The sequence below is a fragment of the Vulcanisaeta distributa JCM 11217 genome (genome assembly GCF_001316005.1).
Taxonomy (GTDB): Archaea; Thermoproteota; Thermoprotei; order Thermoproteales; family Thermocladiaceae; genus Vulcanisaeta; species Vulcanisaeta distributa_B.
The window spans coordinates 166,980-192,138 of the sequence record NZ_BBBJ01000004.1 but is presented as its reverse complement, the minus strand read 5'-3'; the positions used below and the strand labels follow the sequence as shown (position 1 = coordinate 192,138).

The following is a 25,159-nucleotide window of genomic DNA, read 5'->3' as shown; positions in this document are numbered from 1 at the left end:
GGCTCACGCCATTTATGTACACGAGATTCCCCCCCCTAAACCATATAATCGGCCAAATAACGACTTGCCATATTTGGTTCGTGTTCATCTCTGGGTAACCTTTCTTATTAATCGAGCCGTCAGTCATCAACAGCCCGCACTGCATTGCCCTTAGCTTGTTTTCGCCGAATTGCTTTGGCACGGCTATGTGAGTGCCCTTGAGACCGGTGAATATAATTTCTATCGTTGTGCTTCCCGACTTAGCCATCCTCGCCACCTCAATAGTTAGGTTCTCCGTGTATAGGTGGACTGCAAATGACTTGCTATTGTCAAATGGGTCACCGCTAACGGCTACATTAGCTTCGCCCTTTCTCAATTTCTCAATAAGCTCCTCGAGCTCTCGCTTGTAGGTCTTAAGCCACTTCTCGCGTGCTCTCTCGGCTAGCCTCAGCATCTTCTCTCCGATGTCATGCATCGCCTTCCTCAGGTTAGTGATGGTTTCGTCATTGTTTTCCTCAATCTTCGACTTGATTTCTTGTAGCCAACTACTCAAGGCTTTGATTGTCTCATCGAATGGCGTTGCCGAGTCACTTAACAAGATTGATTTGTGCTTCTCTACTCGGTTTAGGAACTCGTTGATTAGCCTCATTACTTCCTCAATGACCCCCCCTGGGTCATTGACTGACTCGCCGCATTCAAGCCTTCTCGAGCCCCTTGCCTTAACTCCCCAGCAGATCCTTGGTTTAACGACTTCAAGAGCCATGAGACATCCATGGATTGACTCCCAACGAGGCTAATAAGTCACTGCCGAACCAGTGCTGAATGGGCTTAAGCAGGCGATTGAAAAGAGAGGCTGCGAGCAAAGTCATGCATGTAATAACGAGCGATGGTCCGAAATCCGTTAGAATGAGGTACGTGTATGGTGATGAGGTTTATGAGCGGGAAATAACCCTAAGCAGGACAATGAGGTTCATAGTCGAGTTATTTAGGGATTCATAAGAGCTGGCCATGGGTTGGTCCCTAGCATTGAGTTCAGCGACGAGAAAGCCAATCGCCAAGAATACGGCCAAGTAAAGGGCATCAAAGCCATGTAGAGAGCGCGACATAATTAAGGGTAACATCGACATCGGCAACGCAACCATGGCGCTCTAACGAGGTGACTGGGAACAAACACGCTAAAAAGGCGATATGGATTGAGCACGCGGGTTAAAGCCAACAAAAACCAAAGCCCCCCCAACCCACCAAACAAAGTTCTCCCAAACCCAGGGAACAGAAAACAATATACGATACAATTCACCTGGTGGCGTTTTCATTCACTGGGTTCTTTATGACGTGCCGCCCAATATAACGGAATTGCCCCCCCAGGGCATTCCAGCTCAATACTACGTGCCTGGCATTGGTTATCAGGGTATTAATGATTTTGGTAAGGTTGGTTATGGCGGGCCATGTCCACCGCCCGGTCCTCCACATGAGTACGTGATAATAGTCCTGGCTCTAAACAGGGAGTTACCGCCATCGAGCGAGAGCGATTTTGACTTAGTAAGGTCTATTAATGTGAGTGATGTTGTTGGTTATGGAGTTTTAATTGGGTATTATGGCGGTTAACCAACCAGCTGCTTAATACTCTCTAGTTTCTTCTTCAATTCCTCATTTTCAGCCTTCAGCCTGTTGTTCTCATTCGTTAACTCATTCACCCTATTCTCAAGCTCCTTAACCCTATTTGCCAACTCATCCCTCTCCCTCCTCAGCCTATCAACATCCTCAGCGCCAGCCCCCCCCGCCGTAATGCCGAGCTCCTTGCATTTCTCGGCAACCCTATCGCTCCTAATCCAATAAATAACCTGGGTTGATTCCTTATCCCACCTAAGCTCGCCGGTCTCGATATTGAGCTCGAGCGTCGTCGATATCACAAATACGTCACCCCCCCTCTCGAGCTTATACTTAGGAACTATCTCATCAAAGAACCACCTCTTCATGGATTCAAAGACTTCATCAAGTGAATCCTTGAATCCCTGGGAATTCCTAATATTATTGAATAACTCATTGGCCTTATCCTCAGGGAATTGCGACCTAAGACTACCACCAATGGCTCCGAAGAGCAGCCTAAAGAAGTCTGGCCTGCCCTCCCTACCGTACTTACCAAATAATCTTGCTGCCGAGGTTTTGCCCGTAACCCACCTAATCTTTAGGACATTACCCTTAACAAGCTCTGCTGTCGCGCCTCCTCTCTCAATTTCCTCCTCACTACCAACCTCCTCCCTTCTCTCTTCGCCACTCATACACTAAATAAATAACTAATTTCTAATAAAAACCTTTCACCACATACTCATTAGTTATATATTTAGTTTTACCGTGTCTATATGATCTACGGAACATTTCTACTAATTAACTTTTTAAACAATTGTTTAAAGAATTAATTAAATGCGTGCAGGCAGGAGACTCGCTAAGGTTGATGAGCAATTAGAAGCCGTTGAGCTGCTAAATTCAGCAAAGTCCATTTATAACCTCTCGTATAGGGAGTTATCGCAGATACTGAGCATACCGGAGAGCTTGCTTTGTAGGTATGCCAATGGTGATTTATTACCGTCATTAGACACCGTTGGAATAATTAAGGAGAGGTTGAGACCCATGCTTGACCTGACGGAGGTTTTGAGGAGGAATGTGGTGATTAAGGATGGGTTTATTGATCTAAATAATGTATTATTTAATCCATACATCCTCAGACTTTATCAAAGGAGGGTTAAGGACCTATTCTCAGACCTACCGGTTAATAAGGTATTAACGGCGGCCACGGATGGAATACCCCCCCTATCGGTAATGGCGTCGTACGCATTAAATGCCAGGTTAGCCATTGCCAAGCAGTATAAGGATGTGGCTTCGGAGGACTTCTACGAGGTTAGTTACATAGTTGACTCACCACCGCGTAGAGTATCCCTATACCTACCGAGGCATTTACTTGAGAGGGTGATGATGTTTTGATCGTTGATGATATCGTGAGGACAGGCAGAACATTGAATGCGTTAATCGAGCTAGTAAATAGTGCGGGAGCCAGGTTGGTGGGTGTTTCAGTATTGATCTCTATGAGTAAGTCTTGGATTGATAAGTTAAGAGATAGGAATGTACGTGTTGATGTTATCCTGGATTTGAGCGATTTGAGGAGTTGAAATTGAGAATAAATTATTAAATTATCACGATTACACACAACATAATGATTATGAATTATGAAACGGTAATTGTAATAATATACCTCGTGGTAACGATAGCATCGTTTTACCCAATAATGTACCAATTAATTATTATTAAAATGGCTAGAAATATTCATGAAGATAAGGCAAGGGGGGGGAATCAATTCAGGGGGGGCTGGAGGGAGGGTATTCCTGGTAATTCCCGTTAAATCTGAGCCGCTGGACCTCGTGGAAGTCTCCATGAGGAGGTTAGCATCCTTACAACCTGACCTCAATGTAATTTATATCCTCGATAATTACGATGATAGTACCTTAAATGTAATAAGGGCATTAGGTAATAAGTATGGCTTCAGGGTAATTCATAGGGAAAAGCCGAGTGGTTATAAGGGTGGTGCATTGAACCATGTAATTAGGAGGGCTGATATGAGGGACGGCGACTACATGCTTGTACTTGATATAGACTCAGTAATGAACCGAGAAACCATTAATGAATTACTCAAACACATTAATTCAGCAAGCGCCGTAGTCCCTCACTGGGTTGCCAGTAATGGGAACGACTCATTACTCGCGCGTGGACAGTGGATTGGTTACCTACTCTTCTTTAGGGTTTTGAAGGCTCTCAATGAATTGATTGGCTGGGTGCCAATACTTGGTAGTGGTTCCTTAGTAAGCATTGGTGCGTTGAGGAGGGTTGGTTATTGGCCTGAGGATGTTCTTGAGGATGTGGAACTTGGCGTGAGATTCTTCATCAATGACTTAAGGGTTACATACGCCGATAATGCCTTTGTTAACGTGGAGGTCCCCATTAATTATACTGGATTCCTTAGGCAGCAGTTGAGGTGGAGCTTTGGTGTTGGTAGGGTTGTTAGGAAGTATTTTTGGCAGGTTATGCGTAAGAGGCATGGCGCCACGGTACTACTTTACCTGGGGGGGCAGTATTTTGCCTATGTTCTTCAATTAACTTCGATACTCATGCTCGTGGCCATGAATATTGCCGGAATAAGCATTCCCCTCTGGGCATTTGTTGCATTATTAATATTGGTTGTGTTACCATTACTGATGTACCTATACTCACTACTAATGCTTGATAGGGAGTTTGGCGGTGATCCTCGTAGAGACATCTTCGCGATCAATAGCGCAAACCTAGCCTTCATAATGGCATTACCCAGGATAGCCGCTGCAAACCTAATGGGCCTACTTAATATTGGCAGAATTGAGTGGATACCAACGCCAAAGGGTTCCCGTAAGTGGGTCAGGGAGAGCATTAATTTATTACCGGAGTACTTAATGACTGTTTTAGTGATCACAGCATTCATACTCTCCATAATACACCTCAACCTAACCAACATACTTATCACCCTACCATACCTGGCAGGATACGTGAGAGGACTATGGAGGATACTCAACGGTACATTATGACCTAAGACCCTAAATAATCAAGTATTCCTCCGCCTCCCTCACCTTTGCCGAGTAGCGTCTTCACCTTTCTCAAATCCTCCTCAATGACGCTCCTAAGCCTCGGATTATACAACGCGGCGGCTGGATGGTAAGTTGGTAAAACCTTAACACTGAGATCACCAAGCCTTGCATTGAACACCTTACCCCTAATACTGCTTATATTGGATACAGACTTTTCAGGATAACCAGCCATTGTTAATATCTCCCTGGCACTATGCCTTCCTAGGCATATGATTATCTGAGGCTTAATCATTAATATTTGAGTGACTAGGTATGGCCTGCACGCCTCAATCTCGTCAGGCTCAGGATCCCTATTGTTAGGTGGCCTGCACTTAACGACGTTCGTTATGTAAACATCCTCCCTCCTAATACCCACGCTACTCAATAACTTAGTTAGTAACTGACCTGCAGCGCCAACGAATGGCCTACCCTCCTCATCCTCCTTCTCGCCAGGTGCCTCGCCAATTATCATTATCCTAGCATTTAAGGGACCCTCCCCCCCAGGTACAACCCTCCTCCTTGATGAATGCAATTTACACTTAGTGCAGTTCAGCATTAGGTGGACTAACTCGTCGTAATTCGCAACGTTTATCTTAATCTTAATAATGTCCATGCTAATCCCTTTGTTAGGAAAATAAAAAATCGTTTTAATTTATTTTTTAATTAAATGGCAATTCAAGAACACGCTTAGGTTATTATATTGCCCTGCTCGTCAACCTTAGCTATAACCTTCCTAGCAACCTTGCCGGTGGGAAGCCTGAACAGTGCCATTACGAAGCCCTTCCTACCCTTAGGCTGAACCTTCCAAACCTTCGTAGGCTTAAGCTTGTACTTGTTACCTTCATACTCTATTTCATACTCCTTCTTAGCCAGGTCCTCCAGCTTTACCATACATTGTCTTTTATTTAACGCTGGTTTATAAATATATCGCTTTAGAAAGAGCCATAAAAATAAAATGATAAAAAGAGGAGAAACAAAAACAAGAAATAATACAAACATAAAAAGGTAAATTTTTATCTATAAAGTCCATGATTATGATAAGGTCTGAGTATTATTTTCTATTCTCCTTAATAATCAGGAATTACGTTAATTATTATTAAAAATTAAATAATGGCAGTAATAGCTCGAAAAGCTTACTGCTTCTCCTCAGCCTTCTGCTCAGCACCGCCACTAAGCTTTTGAACTTCCTTATCGCTAAGTGGTATGATGGGGGGGCCCTCCTTCCAATCCTTTGGGTATACAAGGACCGCGTTTACCTGGACTATCTGATCGCTTATTGTATTGCCCCCCCTAACGAGCTTCCTCTTCCTCATGCCATGCTTCTCAGGGTGATAGCCAACGCCCTCGCTCATTAGCAGGTACTTCTTAACAGCACCCTCGATATTTGGCAACATTGGGGGGGCACCATCAACACCACTACCACCCGTAATCCTTATCTTAAAACCAGGCGGCAACTCAAAGACCTCCTTAATCACTCCACCATCAACCTCATCACCAATCCTCAAACCCACAAACCTTTGGGCAACTGGGTCCTTAACCTCAAACTGCTTAGCTCTCCCACTCATTGGGTCACTAAGTACTAACTTAAACGTTGGCATCGACTTGAACGTAGATAGGGGCTATTAAAATACTTCTATCATTATGAATAACGACCTAGTAATACGAAACGTCAAGATTTTTGAAATATTTATTTAAATATTGACAATTTTTCACTAATAAGTCAACTGGATATTGTGATTTATTACATTCAATTCCTCAGCTTTTATAGGCCTACATAATTCTTTATCCATTATAATTATCGTATCGTAATTAACGGCATAAATTGCATGAATATGAATATCCTTATTTTAACGTAATAATTCCTATTTTTGACAACTTAATGTTTAAAAAGAGGCAATAATTGCGAAAAGTGGTGATAAAATGTCAGATATAATATATATAACCGCACCTCTCTTCTGGGGGGGAGTTCTGGTAGGGTTTACTATAGGCGCCCTGGCCGAGGCTGGGGCATAGCTAACCCTGAAACCCTAATAAGGCTAGCTAAGTGGGAAGATAGGCTATTCGTATCCTGCATCGCCCTAGGTGTTGGTATCGGCTCAATAATACTATTCGGCTTATACGCGGCTGGTATAGGCATGCACTGGGGGGGTCCAAAGGGCTTGACTCCAGTAACTGACATTGTTGGCGGCGCTTTATTTGGTATTGGCTTAGCCATAAGCGGCTACTTCCCAGGTAGTATATGGATGGCGCTTGGTGAGGGTAGGAGAGATGCAGTATTTGCATTGGCTGGAGCAATCTTAGGCGCAGCTACCTGGACTGCTCTTTACCAGACGCCTGTTGGTCTATGGATGCACAATGTAATTGATTTAGGCCCCCCCAAGATACTGCTATGGAACGCTAAGCCACCCTACATTATGGGCATCTCCCCCCCACTGGCCCTATTTGGCATTGCGTGGTCTACGGCATAATAATGATGCTGATAGCCTACTTCTTACCAAGGTTTAAAGGCGGCAAGAGGTCATGCATAATGAATGCCCTTGGCAGGGCTGCCGCTAGGGTAGGTGTAACTAAGATTAAAGTTGGACCAACCGAGCTTGAGGCTAAGAAGATGGAGGATACTAGGAATTACCTAACTGAGGGCGGCTTACCCTATAAGAAGGGTTCGTTCGCTTGGAAGATTAACAACTATTATGCGGTTGAAAGTAATATTTATGCATGGTTCATGGTGCTGATAGGCGCCTTAATAGCCATAGCCGTCATCTTAGGCATAATATTCCATCAGATATTCGGTGAATCCACTACTGATAGCTGGATAGCCGGTTACTTATTCATGCCCAGCTTTAGGTATAGCCAAATAGTGTTTAAGACTATTGGCTGGGAGCCACTAAGTGATATAGGCACATTCCTAGGTGCATTCTTCACGGCTGTGCTAGTTACTAAGAGGTTCACTGCCTTTAAGCCTGTCATACCACCAAGCTGGAGGAATAGGTTTGGCAATAGCTGGACTAAGAGAGCTCTTGGCTCATTCATAGGGGCTTACCTAATGCTGTTTGGCGCTAGAATGGCCGATGGCTGTGCCTCTGGCCATATACTGAGCGGCTGGCTTCAGATGGCTGATAGTGGTTTATTATTTGGCATAATGGTCCTCCTCTTCGCCATAATCACAGCTAGGCTGTTATACGGCAACACACCCAGTGAAATGAGCTATAGGGGTACTGTTGATGAGAAGGCTACTGAGGAATGGGTTGCTAAGCTAGACAAGAACTACAAGTACATAGCCGCTGCAATGGTCATAGGCGTCATAGCCACAGTGCTGGTCGCAGCCTTTGCCACAGGCTTCAGCACAACTTACGCCATACCACCAAACGCAGTTGCACTCACCGCAATAATACCAATACTTCTATTACTAGCCATAACAGCTTACTACTCGCAGACCCCAATGACCGTCGATGGACAGGTGGTACAGAACTACGAACCATTACAAACAGCACAGGAATCTAAATAAGTAAATTTAAATAATAATCTATTTACGATTATTTCAAAATTTAATTTTTCTTTTTCCTCTTCTTAATCCTCATTATTTATCTCAATCATGACTGGTACGTGGTCAGAACCCTCCACATCGCTTAAAACCTCAGCCTTAGTGACCTTATTCCTCAATTCCTCGCTAACTATGCAATAATCAATCCTCATTGCCCTCCATCTCTCTCGGTAGCTACGCCACGTAAATACCTTCGCGCTTGGGTGTAGCTCTCTGAAAGTATCTATGAAACCCTCCTTAAGGAATTGATTAAGCCAAGCCCTCTCCTCAGGGGTTAAGCCAGGGTGTTTCTCATCCCAGAATGAGGAATCAATCCTGTCCCTAGCTATGTTGAAATCCCCCCCGCACACAATCACAGGCTTCCCACTCCTTAGATTAACCAAAAACCTCTCAATGGCGGTGCAGAAGGACATTTTGAAGCTCAGCCTGCTGAGGTCGTCACCGGCCCTTGGAAAGTACGCGTTAACGACATAGAAGTCGTTAAACTCGACCGTAATCACCCTACCCTCGGCATCAAACTCCTTAATACCAAGGCCCTTAATAATGGAGATGGGCCTTATCTTCGTGAGCGTCATAACGCCTGCGTAGCCTTCCTCTCGGCGGGGGGGAATGGATATGCCTCATAGCCCAAGCCCATTATCGTTAGTGGCACATCGCCTAAACTCCTAATCTCCTGAAGTAGAACAACATCATAATTACCCATACTCAGTAACCTATCGAGCGAGCCCTTCCTCATTATACTCCTTAAACCATTAACGTTCCAGGAAATAATCCTCATTTTATTTAAGTTAATTCAATGATTTGGATTTAAGCACTTACTTACTAAGCACGTCCTTATACTGATCCCTAAGCACCTTCTTATCTATCTTACCAGTGCTCGTTAATGGTAACTCCTTCACGAATATCACCTTGTCTGGTATCCACCACTTCGGTATCTCACCCCCCCTCTCCACAAACTGCATCAGGTAACTCCTAATCTCATCCTCAGTAAGCCTACCCTCATAGCCAGGCTTGGGCACTATAATGGCCACAGGCCTCTCACCCCCCCACTTCTCATGGGGCACGCCTACAACGGCGACTAGGTTAACGCCAGGGTGCGTGCTTATTAAATCCTCAAGCCTAAGGCTCGGTATCCACTCACCACCGCTTTTGATCACGTCCTTAAGCCTATCAGCGATCTTAACGTAATTGTCAGGGAACCAAACCGCCGCATCCCCCCCTGTGTGAAACCAGCCGTTGCGCCATGCATTCCTCGTCTTCTCAGGATCACCAATATACTCCTTGAACAACCAAGGAGCCCTAACCGCGATTTCACCAATGGTCTTACCATCCTTTGGAACATCTCTATCCTGCTCATCAACAACACGCAACTGAACAAGAGGTATCACAATCCCAGTCCTTAGGTAAATCTCGTTCTTCCTCTCAGGCGGTAAATCCCTATGATCAGGCCTTAAGTAGGCGATGGTAAGTACCGGCGCTGTCTCGGTCAAACCATAACCGCTTATTACAGTCATACCCCCCCTCGCCTGGGCGGCCTTTAACAAGCCCTCAGGTAATGCCGCACCACCAACTATAAACTTCAACCTACTAAGATCGTACTTAGGCGAGTCTGGGTGGTTTAGTAGATTGTAAAGTATCGTTGGTACACCTGCCGATAATGTGATCCCCCCCTCCTCATGTATTAGCTTGAGTATGTGACCCCCCCAATCAAAGCGGCCTGGATACACAATCTTCCTATGACCACCAAGCATTGTTGACCACGGCCAACCCCATGCATGGACATGATACATGGGCACCAAAACCATAGCAACATCATCCTGTGAGGCATTTATGGGCGGGTTCTTCACGGCGAGCGCCGTAGATAACGTATGCAACACTAACCCCCCCTATGGGTGTGATACCCTCCCTTGGGCAGTCCTGTTGTTCCAGACGTGAACATTAATGTGGCTGGCGTTCTTTCGTCTATTTCAGGGAATTCCTTTAGTGGTTCGTGTTTTAGGAGTTCCTCGTACGGTATCATCTTAACGCCGTAATCCTGGCTCGGCACCTTACCCCTATCACTCATATAAATAACAGCCTTTATGCTCTTGACATTATCAAGAATTGGTTTCAGCAATGGCTCGAAATAATCGATATTTACAACGAATACCTCAGGCTTAGCAACACCCATTGTATATATGATCTCCTTAGGGGCAAGCATTGCGTTGACCGTGAATAGGGCAACGCCAATGCTTGGGACCGCGTAGTAAAGGTCTAGGTACCTAAGGGTATTCCACTCAAGCACCGCGACCTTACTACCCAGCTCCCAGGCCTTGCCCGGCTTTAGGTCTAGGTCCATTAAGGCGGCTGCGACCCTTCGAACCCTATCCGCAAGTTGCGTGAATGTGACTGATGTCCTGGAGCCGCCAGGGGGCCAATAAACAATCTCATTATTAGGAAAGGCAGTGGCTGCATAGTCAAGTATCTTGTCTATTGTCAATTGAAAGTCGTAGAAAAAGGACTTAACCTCCTCGGACGGCATGTCAGTGATTCCTATTCATGATTTATAAGACTTCTGGATATAACTCATATATAGAAATATATACATTAAAACTTAAAATTTAAGTAAACCAGTGTAAAAATTATGAAAATAACAATATTAGTGGATAACTACGCAACACAACTATCCTCATTAAGTAGGAGGTTGTTGAGTGAGTGGGGGGGTTCGCGGCGTATGTGCATGACTATAAGATATTATACGATACGGGGGGGCTTACAGGGACGGCCTTACTAAATAACATGAGGCATTGGGCATAGACTAATGAGCCAGAGTACCTAGTAATCAGCCATAGGCATATCGACCACACAGGCGGTGTCAAGGCATTTCTAAACGCCAGATCAAAGCCCATAAAAATGATCGCACACGCCAACCTATTCACGAAAGCCTACGCCACCGGTGAAGGCGGTAAGCTCGAGGACATAAGCGTGGATTTCACGAGAGAATACCTAGAGAGTAAGGGTGTTGATTTAGTATTGATTAGGGAACCCTATAGAATAACTAATGAAGTTATTGTATCAGGTGAGATACCCAGGAAGTGGGGTCCTTCGCATATTGGCGCGGTTACTGATGAGGTGCCTGATGATATGGCATTATATATAAAGCACCCAAGTGGATTGATAGCAATTACTGGCTGTGGGCATTCTGGAGTTGAGAATATTGTGGAGTATGGATTCCAGGTAACTGGGTTGAGTAAGCTATACGCAATTATTGGTGGGCTTCACTTCATGGGATTAAGCGAGGACAGAATTAAACAGGTAACTAACTACTTAGTCAGCAAATCGCCTAGTATTGTCGTGGGTACGCACTGCACGGGTATCCTAGGCATTGCGGCATTATACAATGCCTTGCCCAAGGCAACCAGGCTTGGCGGTGTTGGTTTAGTTATTGAGCTTTAATAATGTTTTAAATTAGCCTTTGATTAAAATTACTGAGGGATGTCGATTGATCTTCTGGAGCGTGGGATTGTGTATATTCGCTGGTCACTACTCATAATATCCGCTGATACCATTATTCTGGCATTATTATTACTTTTATCGCTGTTAATCACGCCCATGGCCGCGTACATATTCACGGTCGTGGTCTCCTACTTCCTCCTAATATCTACGGTAATACCATACGTACTCGTAGTGCTATTCTGGCTACTTGGGTTTAGGGACTTAATGCGCTATAGTGGGAGGTATTTAATGGGGGGGTTTGTTGGCTCGGTGATTATTACAGTGTCGTACTTCATGAACATAGCCTACATGGGCTACCTCATAGCTAATGAACTCGTGGGAAATGCCCTAATCCCTAGACCAATAATGCTGGAGCCACTCATCCTAATGTATAATAGGTATTTCATAGTATTTTCACTTTACCTACCGTTACCGCTATTCGTATCGTTAATCCTGGGAATCCTCGGATCCATCCTAAGTATGGTAACTCTATATAGGTTAGGTAATGACTTTAATGTGGCAAGGGTCAAAATCGGCGCCTTAATTACGATAATCGGTGTTTTAACGATAGAGGCGCCATTAATTGGCGGGTTGCTCATTAGTGCGGGCACCGCATTGTTAATGCTTGACCTGGGCAGGATACTTAATGAAATTAATGAAATTGATAAAGTGAATCAAGGCCACTAAGAATTTTAAGTCAGGGTTTGCGAATTATTGTGTGAATAAATCCGCAATTTTAATACTGGTCATTGGATTATTAATAACGTGGTTATTGACATCCTCAATAGGCATATTAATAAAGTTGAGCGAATCGAGGGGGGGTTCGCAGGGAAGTAGCTCATTAAATATTCATGTTGGTTTACCACAACCAGCGATAACATTACCGCCAATAAACTTAACAATACCACAACGAGTTAATGAAACCAGTAATGCGGAGTTGTACGTACCATTAATACCACTGCCGGTAATAATGCCAAACGTATCGATAAACATAACGAAATACCTAGCAGTAAGTGCGCCAAAGCCTTCTCAGGCATTAAGTGGTGGATCTCCAGGTACCTTAGGCTCACAGGAAGGCTTGGGGGGGAGTAGTCAGCAGTATGTGAGTAATACTGTGGTTCCATTAAGAATACCACCGCTGTTAATAATGATCGCTATCATCACCGCCATCGCGATTATCGGCATCAGCTCATTGGCAATAATAAGGAGAGAAATTCGCAAAAGTGATCAACCAGGTAACACTGCTAATGTCAGTGCAAGGATAAGCCCCCCCAGAATTAATGTAGGCCCAAAAAACGGTGATGAGGAGTTCCCTAAATTCTCAAGGAATATTGAGTTACTCCCTGGAGAGACCGTGAAGAGGCTTAGTGGTTGGGGGGGTGGCAACGACATAATTGATTTAGGGATACCCAGGGATTTACCATTAATTTGGAGGTTCAATGACCCACTACCTATGATTGTCAGGAGTAATGCCCAGGTCGTGGTAACGAGGCCAGGCATTATCAGGGAGAGCTCGTTAATAATGCCTTCAAGGGGGGGTTGTTACGGCATCGGCATTAAGCTTGGTGATAGGGAGGAGGATCTATTCGTTAGGGCCGGTGATTATAGGGATGATGTTGTTAATTTTGTTAGATTGAACATAGGAGACCTCGCGATTAGGGATTCGGAAACCATTAGGGAGTTGATGAAGCGGTTGGTTAATGATGGCGTTATTAATGGTGATTGGGCATCAATTAATACGATTATTAAGTTATTTGAAAGGGTTAGGTATGGGCTTAGGGATGTTGATAGGAGTGATTATGAGGAATTCCTCAGGGCCTTGGGAAGGGTCTTTAGGGATGCCAGGGTGATTATTTGTGAGGGCGCGTCATGACTCAATTATTAGGTACGTAATTACGTACGTAATACTCGCATCACTTACATTACTAATGCTTCTAGTGAGACCCATTGGTATTTACCTAATTATTACAGTGATAATACCCGTAATAGCCCTAGTAACGACGATTTTGGTGAGCGATTTCGTTAAGTACCGTAGTAATGCCGCCGCGGATATACTTAGGAGGTTGGTGTCACCTTCGTTGTTCACGTACTTATTAATTGGGGGGGTTAACTTTCATACTCACTACTAATTACAGGGGGGGTACTCACTCATTATTGGTTATATCATGAATTTCCTAGCCCTGACGATAATCGGCATAATAATTAATAGGTACTCAACGAGCCAAATAACCTGGACAAGCCCCCATTGAGTTACTGCTTAAGTACTTATCATACTTCTTCATATTCCTTGGGCTTGGCTACCTATTCGGTGCCATTTACCTGCCGTTGTTTTACCCATTCGCGGCCATATCCATTACTTACTTAGTACTTGCCCCCCCAATAACAGTGCTTGGGTTACGTGGTATTAACGTTAAGGGAGTTATTGGAAATTCACGTCCATTAGCCCTTGCGGCATTTGGTATTGGTTTGCTGTATTCGTTGCTTTCAATTCCAAAACCATCGTCATGGAACCTATACATATTGATTACATTCATAATAATCGCCTCAATATCCATAATATACGCAGGCTATAGGCTATACCTCAGTGGATTGAGTGTTGTGGAGAGCATTGAGGAGGAATTATATGAAAGGCATAAGCGCGAGATTGAAGTCGTCCCATCACCCGAGTACTCACTCTTTGAGGAAGCTGTTAAAGAATTCATAACCAATGGGAAGAAGGATAAGTTAATTGCGTACCTGGTACATGAATTAACAAATGACGGCTTAGACTATGAAACAATCATTAATAGGCTCGATAAATTGATTAATTACTCAAGCGTAGCAACCTGCAGGAGGGTTAAGAGGAGGGTCCTTGAAATGGAGGTTAAGGAAAGGATAGATCTCGTTAATGAATTGCTCAATGAACTATTAAGCACCAAAAATACTAAATTTAACTCCCTTAATACTCAATCTAGGCCTGGTAATGAGTAAGGTCGGCATTGACTACGTAACGGAGAGGATAAGGGCCGTAATTAATGAAATAACTAGGTACTTTGTCGGCGATGAGGAGGTTCTCATGAAAATATTGGCTTCAATAATTGCTGGCGGTCACGTACTCATTGAGGACGTACCAGGAATCGGCAAGACATTTCTGTCAAAAATGCTAGCTAAAGTTCTCGGGCTTAGGTTTAGCAGGATCCAGTTCACGCCCGATTTATTGCCTAGCGACATCATTGGTACTAAGGTTTGGAGACCGGATAAGGGTAATTTCGAGTTGGTGCTTGGTCCAATATTCGCAAATTTCGTACTCGCTGATGAGGTTAATAGGGCTCCTCCTAAGGTTCAGTCTGCTTTGCTTGAGGCTATGCAGGAGGGTCAAGTAACAATTGAGGGTGAAACCATCAAGCTTCCACAACCATTTATCGTAATAGCTACTCAGAATCCTATTGAGCTTGAGGGAACATACCCACTACCAGAGGCACAACTAGACAGATTCATGATAAGAATAAAACTAGGATACCCGAGGGATGAGGTTGAGCTATTAAGGCGTAGGATTTCATGGCGTAGTAACGACCCAACACCTCAGGTAAGGGCTGTGTTAAACGGCGATGAATTACTATTGATAAGGGATTTCGTGGAAAGCAATGTCACGGTTAGCGATGATGTCATGAAGTACATAGCGAGTTTCAACGTTATTAGGAGGGATCCCAGGGTACTCGCTGGGCCAAGCCCCCCCAGGGGCTTGATGGCGTTGATGAGTATGGGTAGGGCCATGGCGGTCATTGATGGTAGGGATTACGTAATACCCGATGATATAAAGAGGGTTGTTATTGAGACTCTCGGCCATAGGATTGTGCTTAAGCCTGAGGTTGCCCTGGAGGGGGTCAGTGGTGAGGATATTGTTAGGGAGTATGTTGAGAAGATACCGATACCTAAATAGTGATTGTTAATGAGGGAAATCTCGAGAATACTCTTACTCCTTGTATTACTTCCAATGGTTATGGCCGTGATCGCTGTATTAACAACATCTAAACTTTACATCCTCTCTATACTCTTTCCCTTAATCACGTTAGTGATAGCCCTGAGCCTGAGCGATAAGCCCATAATATCGATAATCCTTAATACCGATAAGAGCGTTCTATACGTTGATGAGGAATTGAATATAGAATTAAACGTTAAGGTTCACGGAGGCTTCGGCCTATTAATAATCAGGGCACCACCAATTCCCAGTACCTCCATGGTTGAGGGCTTCGAATTAGTTAGGGGGGGCAATAACGTCCATGTCATCTTTAAGGGATTTGGCGATGTGAATAGGAGGTTTACGTACACATTAAGGGCCGTTAAAAGAGGCAACTATTCATTGGGTGGTATTGACTACGTGTACTATAATATCCTGGGGGGGGTTCACGAGCCGATTAAGGGCTTCATTAAACTTGAGGAGGGTGTTCAGGTAATACCTAGGATTAAAATTGTAAGGAGGGTTCTTGGCATAGTTAAGCCGAGGCAGGGACTGCCCAGGTACTCGCCGTCTAGGCTTGGGCCGTATTCTACGGAGTTTAGATCCGTGAGGAATTACGTACCTGGCGACCCCTATAAATTCATTAATTGGAAGGCGACTGCCAGGGATCCTAACCGTAGGATCATGGTTAATGAGTATGAGAGGGAGGGTCTTAGGACAACGATAATATTGCTAGACCTTGGTTGGTGGATGAGGTATGGGACTGTTGAGGATAATCCCCTTGAGTATGGGATATCCCTGACGCTATCCCTAAGTAGGGTGCTACTTAGGTATGGTTACAATGTTGGTCTTTGGACAATACCAATGGGCCCAAGGGTCATACCCAGCTCAGGAACTACGCAGTACTATAGGTTACTGAGGGAGTTAATGGTTGTGAAGGCGCTGCCCATTAAGGGCTATACCATGGACCCAGCCCTGTATAGGTTGATTCAGGAGACCGACCCAGCATTAATCATTGTAACGAACATGAACACGGAAAGTATTGGGACTATTACTACCCTACTTAATAAGTTACCATCAAGGGCCCTTATAATTGACATAGTGCCCGACACAATATTAATGAGGAGTTTAGTAAAGGGGTTGCCCTGTAATCAATGGGTTATTAGGAATAGAATGAAGTTATATAGGGCATTGCCGAGGAATGCAGGGTAATTACCTGGGACCCAGCCTGTGAGGGCATTGGCTCGTTAATAGCCAGGGTATCAACGTACCTAGGCAGGTGGTTATGAAATGAGGCAAGTCCTAGCCGCATTATCACTGGTGCTCCCCCCCGTGATACCCTTCATAGTATTAATGCTTAGTAGCCCATCAATTAGCCTAATATTAATTGCCATAACTCTCTCAATAGGGCTTATTGGACTTCTCATGGGCAATTTATCCGCCGAGTCCTGGGTAGCCCTAATAATGGCGTTGATAATATCAGTAATGTCACAGGGTTATGTACCGTACATTCTTCACATGGCGCTCATTCCATCTCAGGGCTTAACCGCATTTGATGGGTCAATAATCATCATAGAGTACTCATTAATACTGTCTCAACTCTATAATAACTACGTGAGGTACATGAGGGAATTCAGCAGTAGGGGGGGTTATGATAAGGACGAGGTTAACAATGCATTGAATAGCCTAATCAAGTGGATACTCACATTCCTAACAATATCCCTATTGGCATCATTTACTACTTATTACGTAATAACAACCATTACGGTACCACTGGTAGACCCATTCACAGCCCTCGTAATCTTCGCCGTAACCTACATAGTCATATCCAGATACCTACTAACAAAGATGAAAAGCCAGTCATAAAACATCGAAGAAATCACTAAAGCACTCAAGGGCATTACCATCAACCATAGGCCGCCAAACAACCCTATACCTACCCCCCCTATCAACGGGCTTACCATCATTATCAAACTGAAACCAAACAACAACGAAGGAGGAGCTTGGGCTAATGACAATCTGAGGAGGCTCAATTGAATAAACAACCCTGCCGCTGGCATCAATTACCTGCCACGAACCAATCGTAACGGGAGTATCACCCAGGTTAACGAGTGTGATGTAGATGGGCTCACCCCCCCTCGAAAACACCCTCCTATCAAGATAAACACTGCAGGGCACAAAATACCCAACAAATTACCCGTATAAAAATTAATCATTAATGAGGTTAATCATTAAATATAAGTCAGAGAAACGGTAGACTAAGTAACTATTTAATGATTTTAAGATTAAAATAGAAAGTAAATTACGAAGGTGCGCCAATGTAATACGTGCATACTTGACCTGCGGCTAATGGACCGCTGTACGTATAGCCAGGCGCGGTTATTGGACCAACCTGGAAATTCAAATTAGATGGATTACCCCATACAAAGGTTACATCCCAAAGAACCTGCATCGCGTAATAAGCATAGTTCTGACACACGTAATAACCAACACCGCCATTAACTACGTACTCGGGACTAACAAGCGTGAAATTCTCATCAATGGGTACGTACGCAGAAATGGTTTCGAGGCTCGGTATGTACATGTTCATCTGATCATCAATGCCAAACTGGAAGGCATAGCCAAAGGCAAGATTCTGTGGATTAAAGACGTACGTGTCATTCTCGGCAATGGCGGAGTTCTGTGCCTGTATCGTTGATTCAATGATATTGACAAGATCCGAGGCTGTGGCAAGCTCAACTACTATGTTCATTATCTCAACGGCAGTATTAGCTAACTGTAACGGGTACTCATAGTTAGAGCTACTGGTAACCGTTATTGAGCCTGGAGCCGAGCTATAGGCCCGTAGAAGAAGGTATCCTCACCAGACACGTAGTAGTACTCATACGATGAAGCGGCATCAATGGCACTGCGCCAAATACCTCGGCACTTATTAGAAATAGTAAAGTTAATGCGGCGATAGCTATTATTGAAGCAACTAACCTATTATGTAAACCCATACCCATCGATTTTTCCTTAATTCACTGGATTTTTTACTCCGGAGTTCAGTTAAGAAGAACCGAGTAAAGTCAATGATACGGCCATGATTACGTAACAGACTACTCAATAAACACATGATGATTAACGGCTCAAGTACTAAATATGAAATTGATAAATCCGTGGTGTGGGGCCGAGGTTTGAACCCGGGACCTCCCGCTGGTAGGGCTTGTGTGGGGTGTCAGCCCTGGGCATTCTAATCATTAAAGTGTTGTAGTCATGTGATGGGTTGGGCTGAGGCGCTGCTTTGTTCGCCATTTACGATTGTTGGGTTGTTAAAGCCAGTACTTTCCAATATAGAGGATGGCTGGGAGGGAGTACGGGGGGGTTGAGGGTGGGAGGTTGAAGCCTACTAAGGCTTGAAAGGTTCAGTCAAGAGAGTGGGAGGGGGGGCTTCGTAATGGCACTGTTCAAGATGCCTTGGAAGACTGTGGGGGGGGAGGTAAAATGCAGTACGCATTGTCTCCCGGCGATACGTTGAGTATTATTGCCTACTTCCTGGGTGTTGGTTTTTGTTTATGGCGGTTTTGGTCTTGATCCTCGTTTCCTCGGCTTAAGCGTGTTGCCAAGTGCGTTAACACACCAACTCCCCCCCAATAGCAACTCGACTAAGTACCTCATGGTTTTACTCAAGACCACCTCTCGCTCGTCAACCTCATCACCGCATGCGTACCTAACCTTGACCGTCTTTGGGTTATTGCTTGTTATGATGTACGTGAATTTGTACCTTGGCTTAGCAACGTCACTGCCCATTAACTTCACCTGCCTAATCACCTTGACTTCCTTGTCCATGACTTCTAGGTGGTAGTCCCCCCCTCGCACTCCATGGTTATTACGGCTGCATAGACTGGCTGCATTAGCCTTGAGTACTCCCTGTAGGATCACGGCTGCTATGTGGGTGCAAACCTCGCTTTTCTGTATAAGCCTAACTGGTCTCGAAGCATGAGCAGTGGTATTTCCCATCCCTAAGCCTCACCGAGTCCCCCCTTAGTGTGGACTAAGACTCTCTTTTCAATTGCCTGCTTAAGCCCATTCAGCACTTCCCTGGTAGTGATTTATTAGCCTCGTTGGGAGTTAGATCCATGGATGTCTCATGGCTCTTAACGGCTTAAGGATTTGCTGGGGGGGCGTGAGGGTAAGGGGGGGCTCGAGGAGGCTTGAATGCGGTGAAGAAGTCAATGACCCAGGGATCATCGAGGAAGCGATGAAATTAGTCAACGAGTTCCTCGATAGAGTTGAGAAGCACAGGAGTATGCTGTTGAGTGATGAGAACACGCCGTTTGACTACGCCATTAAATCGCTCAGTGATTGGCTACAGGAAATTAAGGCGAAGATTGAGGATGGCGGTGACGAAAACGTAATCATGCTAAGGAAGGTAATGCATGATGTCGGAGAGAAGATGCTCAAGCTAGCTGAGCAAGGCAGGGAGGGGGGGTGGTTCAGTACTTATCGAAGAGAGCTGGAGGAGTTGATTGAGGAGTTGAGGAGCAATAAGGCAACGATAATCATAAGCGGTGAGCCGTTTAATGAGGACAAGAACTTCATGACTCACTTATACACGGATCACCTGGCAATTGATGTGGAGAGGGTGGCTAAGTCGGGAAGCACAACGATAGAAATTATATTCACCGGTCTCAAGGGCACTCACATAGCCGTGCCAAAGCAATTCGGCGAAAACAAGCTAAGGGCAATGCAGTGCGGGCTGTTGATGACTGACGGCTCGGTTGACAAGTACGGCTACCCAGTGATGGTTACGAACCAGCTCTGGCAAGCCATCGCCTGGCTAATGGCTTGGCCCGGGAGTAATTATATGCGCATAGATGGCGTGAGCCTCAATGACGGTGACTTAAGCGTTAGGTGGCATTTAAGAGCTATTGACCATAGGGGCGTGTTCGAGGGCAAAGCGTGGTCGCTGGGGAAGCCAGCAAGCTCAGTGATGAAGAATTCCTGGTGTTCCTACTATTCGCAATGCTTGGCGATGGCAATGTGGATGTTGAAGAGGAGTTTGTTAGGCTCACAATGGGTAAGTCGAAGCGTGAATTGTGGGGGGGCAACATAATCGAGAGGTTGAGGAGCCTCGGGTTTAGGGAGTGGGATGAGAGACACAAAGTAATGTATAAGGTTATGTCCTCGAGGGCTGTTGAATTGGCTAGGAAGATGCTAAACGATTCATTAAACAATGCCTTGATTAATGATTTAAGCTCATTATTGGATGCCAAGAAGCTCAGGAACTTAATTACACTGGCAGGCACGAGGATTAAGCCTTTAGGTAGGTCATCAATCGAGGCTGTTGGCGTTAAAATGAACGTTCACGTGAATAATAGTGGCTCTGTTGAGCTTAGGGTTATGCGTAGGGACTATGAGGAGCATGGGCATCTTGGAGAGGTTGAAGGAAGCCGGCTATGAGGATGTTGGGCTTAGGAGCCTCAAAAAGGGCTTCGAAGTCTACATAGGGCAGGGCGAGTTAAAGAAGCACCCAGAACTCATGACCAAGGCCTGCGAGGTATTGAAGAGAATGCATGAGGAGGCAGTAAATGAGGATAACAAAAAGAGGGCACAAAGGATAGCCATGGCAATGACGAACCTAAACTGCCAAGACCCACCCAAAGCCCACGGGCAAAACAAACCACAAAAACCAACACCATGGTGGTGCCGGGGGGGCGGGGATTTGAACCCGGGCCCCCCCCTTGCGGGGACGGGATGCCTTGGTCTTGCTCTCGAGTCCCGCGCCTTGGACCTAGCTCGGCCACCCCCCCGGCGGTTGTTTTTACTGTGTTTTTCGATTTAAAGCTTTTGCTATTATTTCCTGGCAGGCCCTATTGTTTATCTTCATGTAGCTTCTTGGTGGTTTTATGTTCAGCTTCCTTAATTCTTCCATTGTCACCGCATTTGGTAGTATTGTTGGATTTATTACTTCAAGTATGAGTATCTTCCTCCTCGACCTTAAGTACCTGGTCATTACATACTCCAGGTTGTCCCTGGGCATGTCGCTGCATCTATTGTTTAATACGTCCATTAACTCGCTTGGCCTTACTACGATTGAGTCACCAGCTATGAAGAACCCCCCCTTAACAGCCTTCACGGGGCTTGAGTAATAAACTAGGACAATATCGCCCCCCCTACCTATTGGGCTGATAAAGGTCCTGACCTCGCATTTCTTACTGCCTATTAAAATTTCATATGCAAATTGTGGTTTTAAGGACATTAGGAAGCAATTCATGGTTTAACCAAAGGCCTTGGCAAGCCTTGCTAGGTAGTCCCAGTACTCATCGATCTCCTTCTCAATCTCCTTAATGTCCTCCTCCGTCAAGTGCGCAAACCTACCCTGCCTCTTCAGATACTCAATTATTGGCTTTCTCTTCGACTTATCGAAGTGGGCGTTGCTTGGTGGGTTGAACCTTATTCTGCCGTGGTCCCACTCGTATAGTGGGAAGTAGCCTGTTTCCGTGGCTAGCCTGGCTATTTCCACGGTCATCTCCTCCGGGTAGCGCCAGCCTGGTGGGCATGGTGCTAGTACGTGTATGAAGGCTGGACCCTCATCGAGGTAGTCAAGGGCTGTCTTGACCTTATTTGCCAGGTCTATTGGGTAGGCTATGTTTGCTGTGGCTGCGTATGGTATGTGGTGCCCAATGACAATGCTCATTATATCCTTCTTCCTCTGAACCTTACCCCCCTCAACTTACTACCTACCGGTGAAGTCGTCGTCCAGGCAAAGTGCGGTGTCCCTCCGCTTCTTTGTATTCCTGTGTTCATGTATGCCTCATTGTCGTAGAGTACGTAGAGCACGCCGTGACCACGCTCAAGCATACCACTGAGAGACTGCAAACCAATATCATAAGTACCACCATCACCAGCAATAACCATTACCTTAGCCTTAGTATCAAGGATACCCTTCCTCCTAAGCACCTTTAACGCAGACTCCACGCCAGATGCCGCCGCGGCTGAGTTCTCAAAGGCCACGTGCAGGTAAGGCACACTCCATGCGGTGTATGGGTACGAAGTAGTAGTCACCTCAATACAGCCAGTCGCGTTAACTACAATAATGTCTGACCCAGCTGCCTTAAGTAACCACCTAACGGCTATTGAAGGACCACAGCCAGCGCAGGTTAACTGACCAGGTCCATAGTACTCCTCCACTGGTAAATCCTTTATTGTCCTAAAGTACACCTTCATGCCTCACCACCCCCCCTTAAACCCATGAATATAGTCTTCCTCGGGTATTCACCAGTCCTTGCGTACTCATCAAGCATTTTATAAAGGTTATAGAAGTCATCAACGAGCATAGTCCTTTGGGATATGCCGTGAACCACGGAAACCACGGGCTTATCAATACCCCCCCTACTATATAATGCCGAAACCACATCATTAAACACAGGGCCCTCATACGTATTACCTGGCGACAATGCCTATCAATCACAGCTACAGCCTTCACATCCTTAATCGCGTTAACAACCTCGTCGGTGGGGGGGAATGGCCTGAACAACCTTATTCTTAAGACGCCCGCCTTCAATCCCCTCTCCCTAGCCCTTAATGCAGCCTCCTTAGCATTGCCGCTTGATGCGCCTCCGTAGGTTATTAATACGTAATCGGCATCATCAAGCATGTACTTCTCGACTATGTCGTAGTTAGTTCCGAAAGTCTTATTGAATTCCTCATGAACCTCCTTAATCACGCTCCTCGAATCCTTGAGCGCCTTAATTGCCTGGTACTTAATTTCGTAGTACCAATCAGGCTTGCAATAACGCCAATGGTTATTGGGTTTCTCGGGTCAAGCCTATGCCTATTTAAGTTTCTCGGTGTGAACTTCCTAACATACTCCTCATGATAAATCTCCACTGGCTCTGTGGTGTGGCTCATTAGGAATCCGTCGTAGGACACCATGACGGGTAGTAGGACCCTGCTGTCCTCGGCGATTCTGTAGGCATGATTATCGAATCATAAACCTCCTGAGCAGAGGAGGCAATGAGCATTATCCAACCAGCATCTCTAGCACTCATTATGTCCTGGTAATCACCATGAATGCTTATTGGCGCTGATAATGCCCTGCCGGGAACAGCCATAACGACTGGTAGTCTAAGACCTGAGGTTATGTAGAGGACTTCATGCATGAATTCGAGACCCTGAGCCGACGTTGCAGTGAATACCCTAGCCCCCCCAGCGGCTGCCGCGCCGACGACAGCCGATAAGGCACTGTGCTCTGACTCCACCGGTATGTACTCGGCGTCTATCTCGCCATTAGCCACGAACTCCGCGAGCTTCTCTATTATAGTGGTCTGCGGCGTTATTGGGTACGCCGCAATTACGTCAACATCAACGGCCTTGACCGCATAGGCCGCAGCATAATTTGACGTTAATCCAAGCCTCTCCTTGACGATCTCCTCCCTAACACTCAATGCCTTTGCGAGAGCCATTACCCGGTCACCTCCGGTACCATTTTTATTGCTTTGACTGGGCATTCGTGGGCGCATATTCCGCAGCCCTTGCAGTGATCGTAGTCAATCTCATAAGTCAAGTCATACTTCTTACCTGACTTTGTGGTGTACGGCTTCTTCAACTCAAGTATTGCAGGCTCTGGGCAGTACATCCAGCAAATCCTACACCTAATGCATGCGTCCTGGTCAATCACAGGCCTCTCAGTCCTCCAAGAACCAGTCACATTCCTACGCGCGTTACCTGGCTCAATGATTATGCCGCCGATCGGCAGGTCCTTCCAGGTTAATTGCTTCATCATAGCACGACCACCTCAGCCACTTTATAAGCCTCTTCTAAAGCCTCCGCATTTGACTTACCAAGCTTCTTGCCGAAGGTTTCCAGGACTAATTCCTTAACGGTCTCTATATCCACTAGATCAAGAATCTTAAGTAGTGCGCCAAGCATCGTTGTATTAACTATGGGCTTACCCAGGTGCTTTGTGGATATTTCATACGCATTTACGTAGACGACCTTACCACCGAACTTACCTATTGACTGCCTAACATCATCAATGCTCGTTGCATTGATGACTATGTAGCTCTTCGTTATCTGCGGTATATTGAAGACACTTAATAACCTAGTATCAAAGACCACGGATATGTCTGGCCTCTCAATGGGTTCCCTGGCCAGTACTGGCTCCCTAGACAACCTAACATATGCCCTAACAGGCGCGCCCCCCCTACGCTCAGCACCATACTCAGGGAATGAACTGGCAAATAGGCCACGCCTAATAGCCGCCTGAGCAATAATCTGCGCGGCAGTTACGGCGCCCTGCCCACCCCCCCTGCCAAAGAATGTTATTTCAATGGTTGAGGCGCTCATTCTCGGTCACTGAGTCGTTATAGAGCCCTTTTATAAACCCTTTATTCTATATTCCCATAAATAAACCATTGAGAATACGGATATTATTCATTAAGCACGATTACCGATAAGGATTTTGCCCCCCCTGCATGCACCCACACCATTGGGTCCCGCGGCCCAGTTTTGCCGGGTCGTGGGTGGCCCAATGGTGTGAATGCAAGGCAGGTATGGGCTCTAAACCATCATTTTCTAATTCCCTTAAATAGATTTTCGTAA

At 45.4% G+C, this 25,159-nt stretch carries 30 protein-coding genes, 1 tRNA gene and 4 pseudogenes; 18 read left to right on the top strand and 17 right to left on the bottom strand.

All coding sequences use genetic code 11. The annotated features are described in order from the left end of the window. Nucleotides 1-742, bottom strand: a pseudogene (locus tag JCM11217_RS05925) (hypothetical protein); the annotation flags it as partial. Between the two features lie 59 nt (nucleotides 743-801). On the opposite strand from JCM11217_RS05925, the gene JCM11217_RS14380 reads away from it, so the two are divergent. Beyond that, on the top strand, nucleotides 802-978 hold the full coding sequence (locus JCM11217_RS14380) for a hypothetical protein (RefSeq protein ID WP_243678513.1): 177 nt from the start codon (nucleotides 802-804) through the stop codon (nucleotides 976-978). 333 nt (nucleotides 979-1,311) lie between these two features. Then, on the top strand, nucleotides 1,312-1,584 hold the full coding sequence (locus JCM11217_RS05920) for a hypothetical protein (protein ID WP_243678512.1): 273 nt from the start codon (nucleotides 1,312-1,314) through the stop codon (nucleotides 1,582-1,584). Here JCM11217_RS05920 and JCM11217_RS05915 read toward each other — a convergent pair. Next, the gene (locus tag JCM11217_RS05915) at nucleotides 1,581-2,258 is read right to left on the bottom strand and encodes a transcription factor (RefSeq protein ID WP_054842353.1); all 678 of its coding nucleotides are present in this window, start codon (nucleotides 2,256-2,258) and stop codon (nucleotides 1,581-1,583) included. The genes JCM11217_RS05920 and JCM11217_RS05915 overlap by 4 nt on opposite strands. 142 nt (nucleotides 2,259-2,400) lie before the next feature. On the opposite strand from JCM11217_RS05915, the gene JCM11217_RS05910 reads away from it, so the two are divergent. The 3 genes from JCM11217_RS05910 to JCM11217_RS05905 all read left to right on the top strand — a co-directional run bounded on the left by JCM11217_RS05910 (nucleotide 2,401) and on the right by JCM11217_RS05905 (nucleotide 4,583). Then, complete coding sequence (locus JCM11217_RS05910) at nucleotides 2,401-2,958, top strand: adenine phosphoribosyltransferase (RefSeq protein ID WP_243678511.1); 558 nt, start codon at nucleotides 2,401-2,403, stop codon at nucleotides 2,956-2,958. Further along, on the top strand, nucleotides 2,955-3,143 hold the full coding sequence (locus tag JCM11217_RS14375; protein ID WP_243678510.1) for a phosphoribosyltransferase family protein: 189 nt from the start codon (nucleotides 2,955-2,957) through the stop codon (nucleotides 3,141-3,143). The genes JCM11217_RS05910 and JCM11217_RS14375 overlap by 4 nt, the downstream gene beginning before the upstream one ends. Before the next feature lie 156 nt (nucleotides 3,144-3,299). Then, the gene (locus JCM11217_RS05905; RefSeq protein ID WP_243678509.1) at nucleotides 3,300-4,583 is read left to right on the top strand and encodes a glycosyltransferase family 2 protein; all 1,284 of its coding nucleotides are present in this window, start codon (nucleotides 3,300-3,302) and stop codon (nucleotides 4,581-4,583) included. A 1-nt stretch (nucleotide 4,584) separates the two neighbouring features. Here the strand turns inward: JCM11217_RS05905 and JCM11217_RS05900 are convergent, their stop codons facing one another. From JCM11217_RS05900 to JCM11217_RS05890, 3 genes are all read right to left on the bottom strand, one after another. Continuing rightward, nucleotides 4,585-5,235 (bottom strand): type-4 uracil-DNA glycosylase, encoded by a 651-nt coding sequence (locus JCM11217_RS05900; protein ID WP_054842352.1) that lies wholly within the window; start codon nucleotides 5,233-5,235, stop codon nucleotides 4,585-4,587. A gap of 74 nt (nucleotides 5,236-5,309) precedes the next feature. Next, nucleotides 5,310-5,513, bottom strand: coding sequence for a chromatin protein Cren7 (locus tag JCM11217_RS05895; RefSeq protein ID WP_054842351.1), 204 nt, complete (start codon nucleotides 5,511-5,513; stop codon nucleotides 5,310-5,312). Between the two features lie 242 nt (nucleotides 5,514-5,755). Beyond that, nucleotides 5,756-6,220 carry a 30S ribosomal protein S6e gene (locus JCM11217_RS05890; protein WP_054842350.1) on the bottom strand — a complete coding sequence of 155 codons (465 nt, stop codon included), beginning with the start codon at nucleotides 6,218-6,220 and terminating at the stop codon, nucleotides 5,756-5,758. 531 nt (nucleotides 6,221-6,751) lie between these two features. Here JCM11217_RS05890 and JCM11217_RS14370 point away from each other — a divergent pair. Both JCM11217_RS14370 and JCM11217_RS14365 read left to right on the top strand, forming a co-directional pair. Further along, nucleotides 6,752-7,090: a YeeE/YedE thiosulfate transporter family protein gene (locus JCM11217_RS14370; protein WP_243678523.1), complete on the top strand. Its 339-nt coding sequence runs from the start codon at nucleotides 6,752-6,754 to the stop codon at nucleotides 7,088-7,090. Then, entirely contained in the window at nucleotides 7,075-8,127 is a 1,053-nt protein-coding gene (locus JCM11217_RS14365) for a YeeE/YedE thiosulfate transporter family protein (RefSeq protein WP_243678508.1), read from the top strand. Before JCM11217_RS14370 ends, JCM11217_RS14365 begins: the two co-directional genes overlap by 16 nt. Nucleotides 8,128-8,189: 62 nt before the next feature. Here the strand turns inward: JCM11217_RS14365 and JCM11217_RS05880 are convergent, their stop codons facing one another. The 3 genes and pseudogenes from JCM11217_RS05880 to JCM11217_RS05875 form a co-directional block, all read right to left on the bottom strand. Continuing rightward, the gene (locus tag JCM11217_RS05880; RefSeq protein WP_243678507.1) at nucleotides 8,190-8,738 is read right to left on the bottom strand and encodes an exodeoxyribonuclease III; all 549 of its coding nucleotides are present in this window, start codon (nucleotides 8,736-8,738) and stop codon (nucleotides 8,190-8,192) included. Next, the gene (locus JCM11217_RS14360; protein ID WP_243678506.1) at nucleotides 8,735-8,941 is read right to left on the bottom strand and encodes a hypothetical protein; all 207 of its coding nucleotides are present in this window, start codon (nucleotides 8,939-8,941) and stop codon (nucleotides 8,735-8,737) included. The genes JCM11217_RS05880 and JCM11217_RS14360 overlap by 4 nt, the downstream gene beginning before the upstream one ends. A gap of 37 nt (nucleotides 8,942-8,978) precedes the next feature. Continuing rightward, nucleotides 8,979-10,684: pseudogene (locus tag JCM11217_RS05875) on the bottom strand (long-chain-fatty-acid--CoA ligase). Nucleotides 10,685-10,786: 102 nt separating this feature from the next. On the opposite strand from JCM11217_RS05875, the gene JCM11217_RS14355 reads away from it, so the two are divergent. The 9 genes from JCM11217_RS14355 to JCM11217_RS05840 all read left to right on the top strand — a co-directional run bounded on the left by JCM11217_RS14355 (nucleotide 10,787) and on the right by JCM11217_RS05840 (nucleotide 17,440). Then, on the top strand, nucleotides 10,787-10,936 hold the full coding sequence (locus tag JCM11217_RS14355) for a hypothetical protein (protein ID WP_243678505.1): 150 nt from the start codon (nucleotides 10,787-10,789) through the stop codon (nucleotides 10,934-10,936). A 119-nt stretch (nucleotides 10,937-11,055) separates the two neighbouring features. Continuing rightward, nucleotides 11,056-11,598 carry an MBL fold metallo-hydrolase gene (locus JCM11217_RS05870; RefSeq protein WP_243678504.1) on the top strand — a complete coding sequence of 181 codons (543 nt, stop codon included), beginning with the start codon at nucleotides 11,056-11,058 and terminating at the stop codon, nucleotides 11,596-11,598. A 39-nt stretch (nucleotides 11,599-11,637) separates the two neighbouring features. Then, nucleotides 11,638-12,324 carry a hypothetical protein gene (locus tag JCM11217_RS05865; protein WP_054842349.1) on the top strand — a complete coding sequence of 229 codons (687 nt, stop codon included), beginning with the start codon at nucleotides 11,638-11,640 and terminating at the stop codon, nucleotides 12,322-12,324. Between the two features lie 31 nt (nucleotides 12,325-12,355). Further along, on the top strand, nucleotides 12,356-13,510 hold the full coding sequence (locus tag JCM11217_RS05860; protein WP_054842348.1) for a DUF4129 domain-containing protein: 1,155 nt from the start codon (nucleotides 12,356-12,358) through the stop codon (nucleotides 13,508-13,510). Beyond that, a complete protein-coding gene (locus JCM11217_RS14350) occupies nucleotides 13,494-13,766 on the top strand; it encodes a hypothetical protein (protein WP_243678503.1) in 273 nt (90 codons plus the stop codon). Before JCM11217_RS05860 ends, JCM11217_RS14350 begins: the two co-directional genes overlap by 17 nt. 196 nt (nucleotides 13,767-13,962) lie before the next feature. Beyond that, on the top strand, nucleotides 13,963-14,607 hold the full coding sequence (locus tag JCM11217_RS14345) for a hypothetical protein (protein ID WP_243678502.1): 645 nt from the start codon (nucleotides 13,963-13,965) through the stop codon (nucleotides 14,605-14,607). Next, complete coding sequence (locus JCM11217_RS05850) at nucleotides 14,600-15,556, top strand: MoxR family ATPase (RefSeq protein ID WP_054842347.1); 957 nt, start codon at nucleotides 14,600-14,602, stop codon at nucleotides 15,554-15,556. The genes JCM11217_RS14345 and JCM11217_RS05850 overlap by 8 nt, the downstream gene beginning before the upstream one ends. A gap of 54 nt (nucleotides 15,557-15,610) precedes the next feature. Continuing rightward, a complete protein-coding gene (locus JCM11217_RS05845) occupies nucleotides 15,611-16,786 on the top strand; it encodes a DUF58 domain-containing protein (RefSeq protein ID WP_243678501.1) in 1,176 nt (391 codons plus the stop codon). 78 nt (nucleotides 16,787-16,864) lie between these two features. Further along, nucleotides 16,865-17,440: a hypothetical protein gene (locus JCM11217_RS05840; RefSeq protein ID WP_054842346.1), complete on the top strand. Its 576-nt coding sequence runs from the start codon at nucleotides 16,865-16,867 to the stop codon at nucleotides 17,438-17,440. On the opposite strand, the gene JCM11217_RS05835 is transcribed toward JCM11217_RS05840, so the two are convergent. The 3 genes from JCM11217_RS05835 to JCM11217_RS05825 all read right to left on the bottom strand — a co-directional run bounded on the left by JCM11217_RS05835 (nucleotide 17,435) and on the right by JCM11217_RS05825 (nucleotide 19,573). Then, the gene (locus JCM11217_RS05835; RefSeq protein ID WP_054842345.1) at nucleotides 17,435-17,752 is read right to left on the bottom strand and encodes a hypothetical protein; all 318 of its coding nucleotides are present in this window, start codon (nucleotides 17,750-17,752) and stop codon (nucleotides 17,435-17,437) included. The genes JCM11217_RS05840 and JCM11217_RS05835 overlap by 6 nt on opposite strands. A gap of 124 nt (nucleotides 17,753-17,876) precedes the next feature. Further along, nucleotides 17,877-18,326 carry a hypothetical protein gene (locus JCM11217_RS05830; protein ID WP_054842344.1) on the bottom strand — a complete coding sequence of 150 codons (450 nt, stop codon included), beginning with the start codon at nucleotides 18,324-18,326 and terminating at the stop codon, nucleotides 17,877-17,879. An 800-nt stretch (nucleotides 18,327-19,126) separates the two neighbouring features. Continuing rightward, on the bottom strand, nucleotides 19,127-19,573 hold the full coding sequence (locus JCM11217_RS05825) for a hypothetical protein (protein ID WP_243678500.1): 447 nt from the start codon (nucleotides 19,571-19,573) through the stop codon (nucleotides 19,127-19,129). A gap of 130 nt (nucleotides 19,574-19,703) precedes the next feature. Here JCM11217_RS05825 and JCM11217_RS14340 point away from each other — a divergent pair, with 130 nt between their 5' ends. Together JCM11217_RS14340 and JCM11217_RS14335 are read left to right on the top strand one after the other, a co-directional pair. After that, nucleotides 19,704-20,669 (top strand): hypothetical protein, encoded by a 966-nt coding sequence (locus JCM11217_RS14340; protein ID WP_243678499.1) that lies wholly within the window; start codon nucleotides 19,704-19,706, stop codon nucleotides 20,667-20,669. Then, a complete protein-coding gene (locus tag JCM11217_RS14335) occupies nucleotides 20,630-21,016 on the top strand; it encodes a hypothetical protein (RefSeq protein WP_243678498.1) in 387 nt (128 codons plus the stop codon). Before JCM11217_RS14340 ends, JCM11217_RS14335 begins: the two co-directional genes overlap by 40 nt. 247 nt (nucleotides 21,017-21,263) lie before the next feature. Here the strand turns inward: JCM11217_RS14335 and JCM11217_RS05815 are convergent. The 6 genes and pseudogenes from JCM11217_RS05815 to JCM11217_RS05790 form a co-directional block, all read right to left on the bottom strand. Beyond that, nucleotides 21,264-21,366 (bottom strand) — tRNA-Ser (locus JCM11217_RS05815). Between the two features lie 11 nt (nucleotides 21,367-21,377). Next, the gene (locus JCM11217_RS05810) at nucleotides 21,378-21,815 is read right to left on the bottom strand and encodes a hypothetical protein (RefSeq protein ID WP_054842365.1); all 438 of its coding nucleotides are present in this window, start codon (nucleotides 21,813-21,815) and stop codon (nucleotides 21,378-21,380) included. An 18-nt stretch (nucleotides 21,816-21,833) separates the two neighbouring features. Then, nucleotides 21,834-22,783: pseudogene (porB, locus tag JCM11217_RS05805) on the bottom strand (pyruvate synthase subunit PorB). Beyond that, a pseudogene (locus JCM11217_RS05800) lies at nucleotides 22,780-24,021 on the bottom strand (ferredoxin oxidoreductase). Before JCM11217_RS05800 ends, porB begins: the two co-directional pseudogenes overlap by 4 nt. Then, on the bottom strand, nucleotides 24,021-24,341 hold the full coding sequence (locus JCM11217_RS05795; RefSeq protein ID WP_054842342.1) for a 4Fe-4S binding protein: 321 nt from the start codon (nucleotides 24,339-24,341) through the stop codon (nucleotides 24,021-24,023). The pseudogene JCM11217_RS05800 and the gene JCM11217_RS05795 overlap by 1 nt, the downstream one beginning before the upstream one ends. Continuing rightward, complete coding sequence (locus JCM11217_RS05790; protein ID WP_054842341.1) at nucleotides 24,338-24,904, bottom strand: 2-oxoacid:acceptor oxidoreductase family protein; 567 nt, start codon at nucleotides 24,902-24,904, stop codon at nucleotides 24,338-24,340. The genes JCM11217_RS05795 and JCM11217_RS05790 overlap by 4 nt, the downstream gene beginning before the upstream one ends. Nucleotides 24,905-25,159 lie beyond the last annotated feature (255 nt).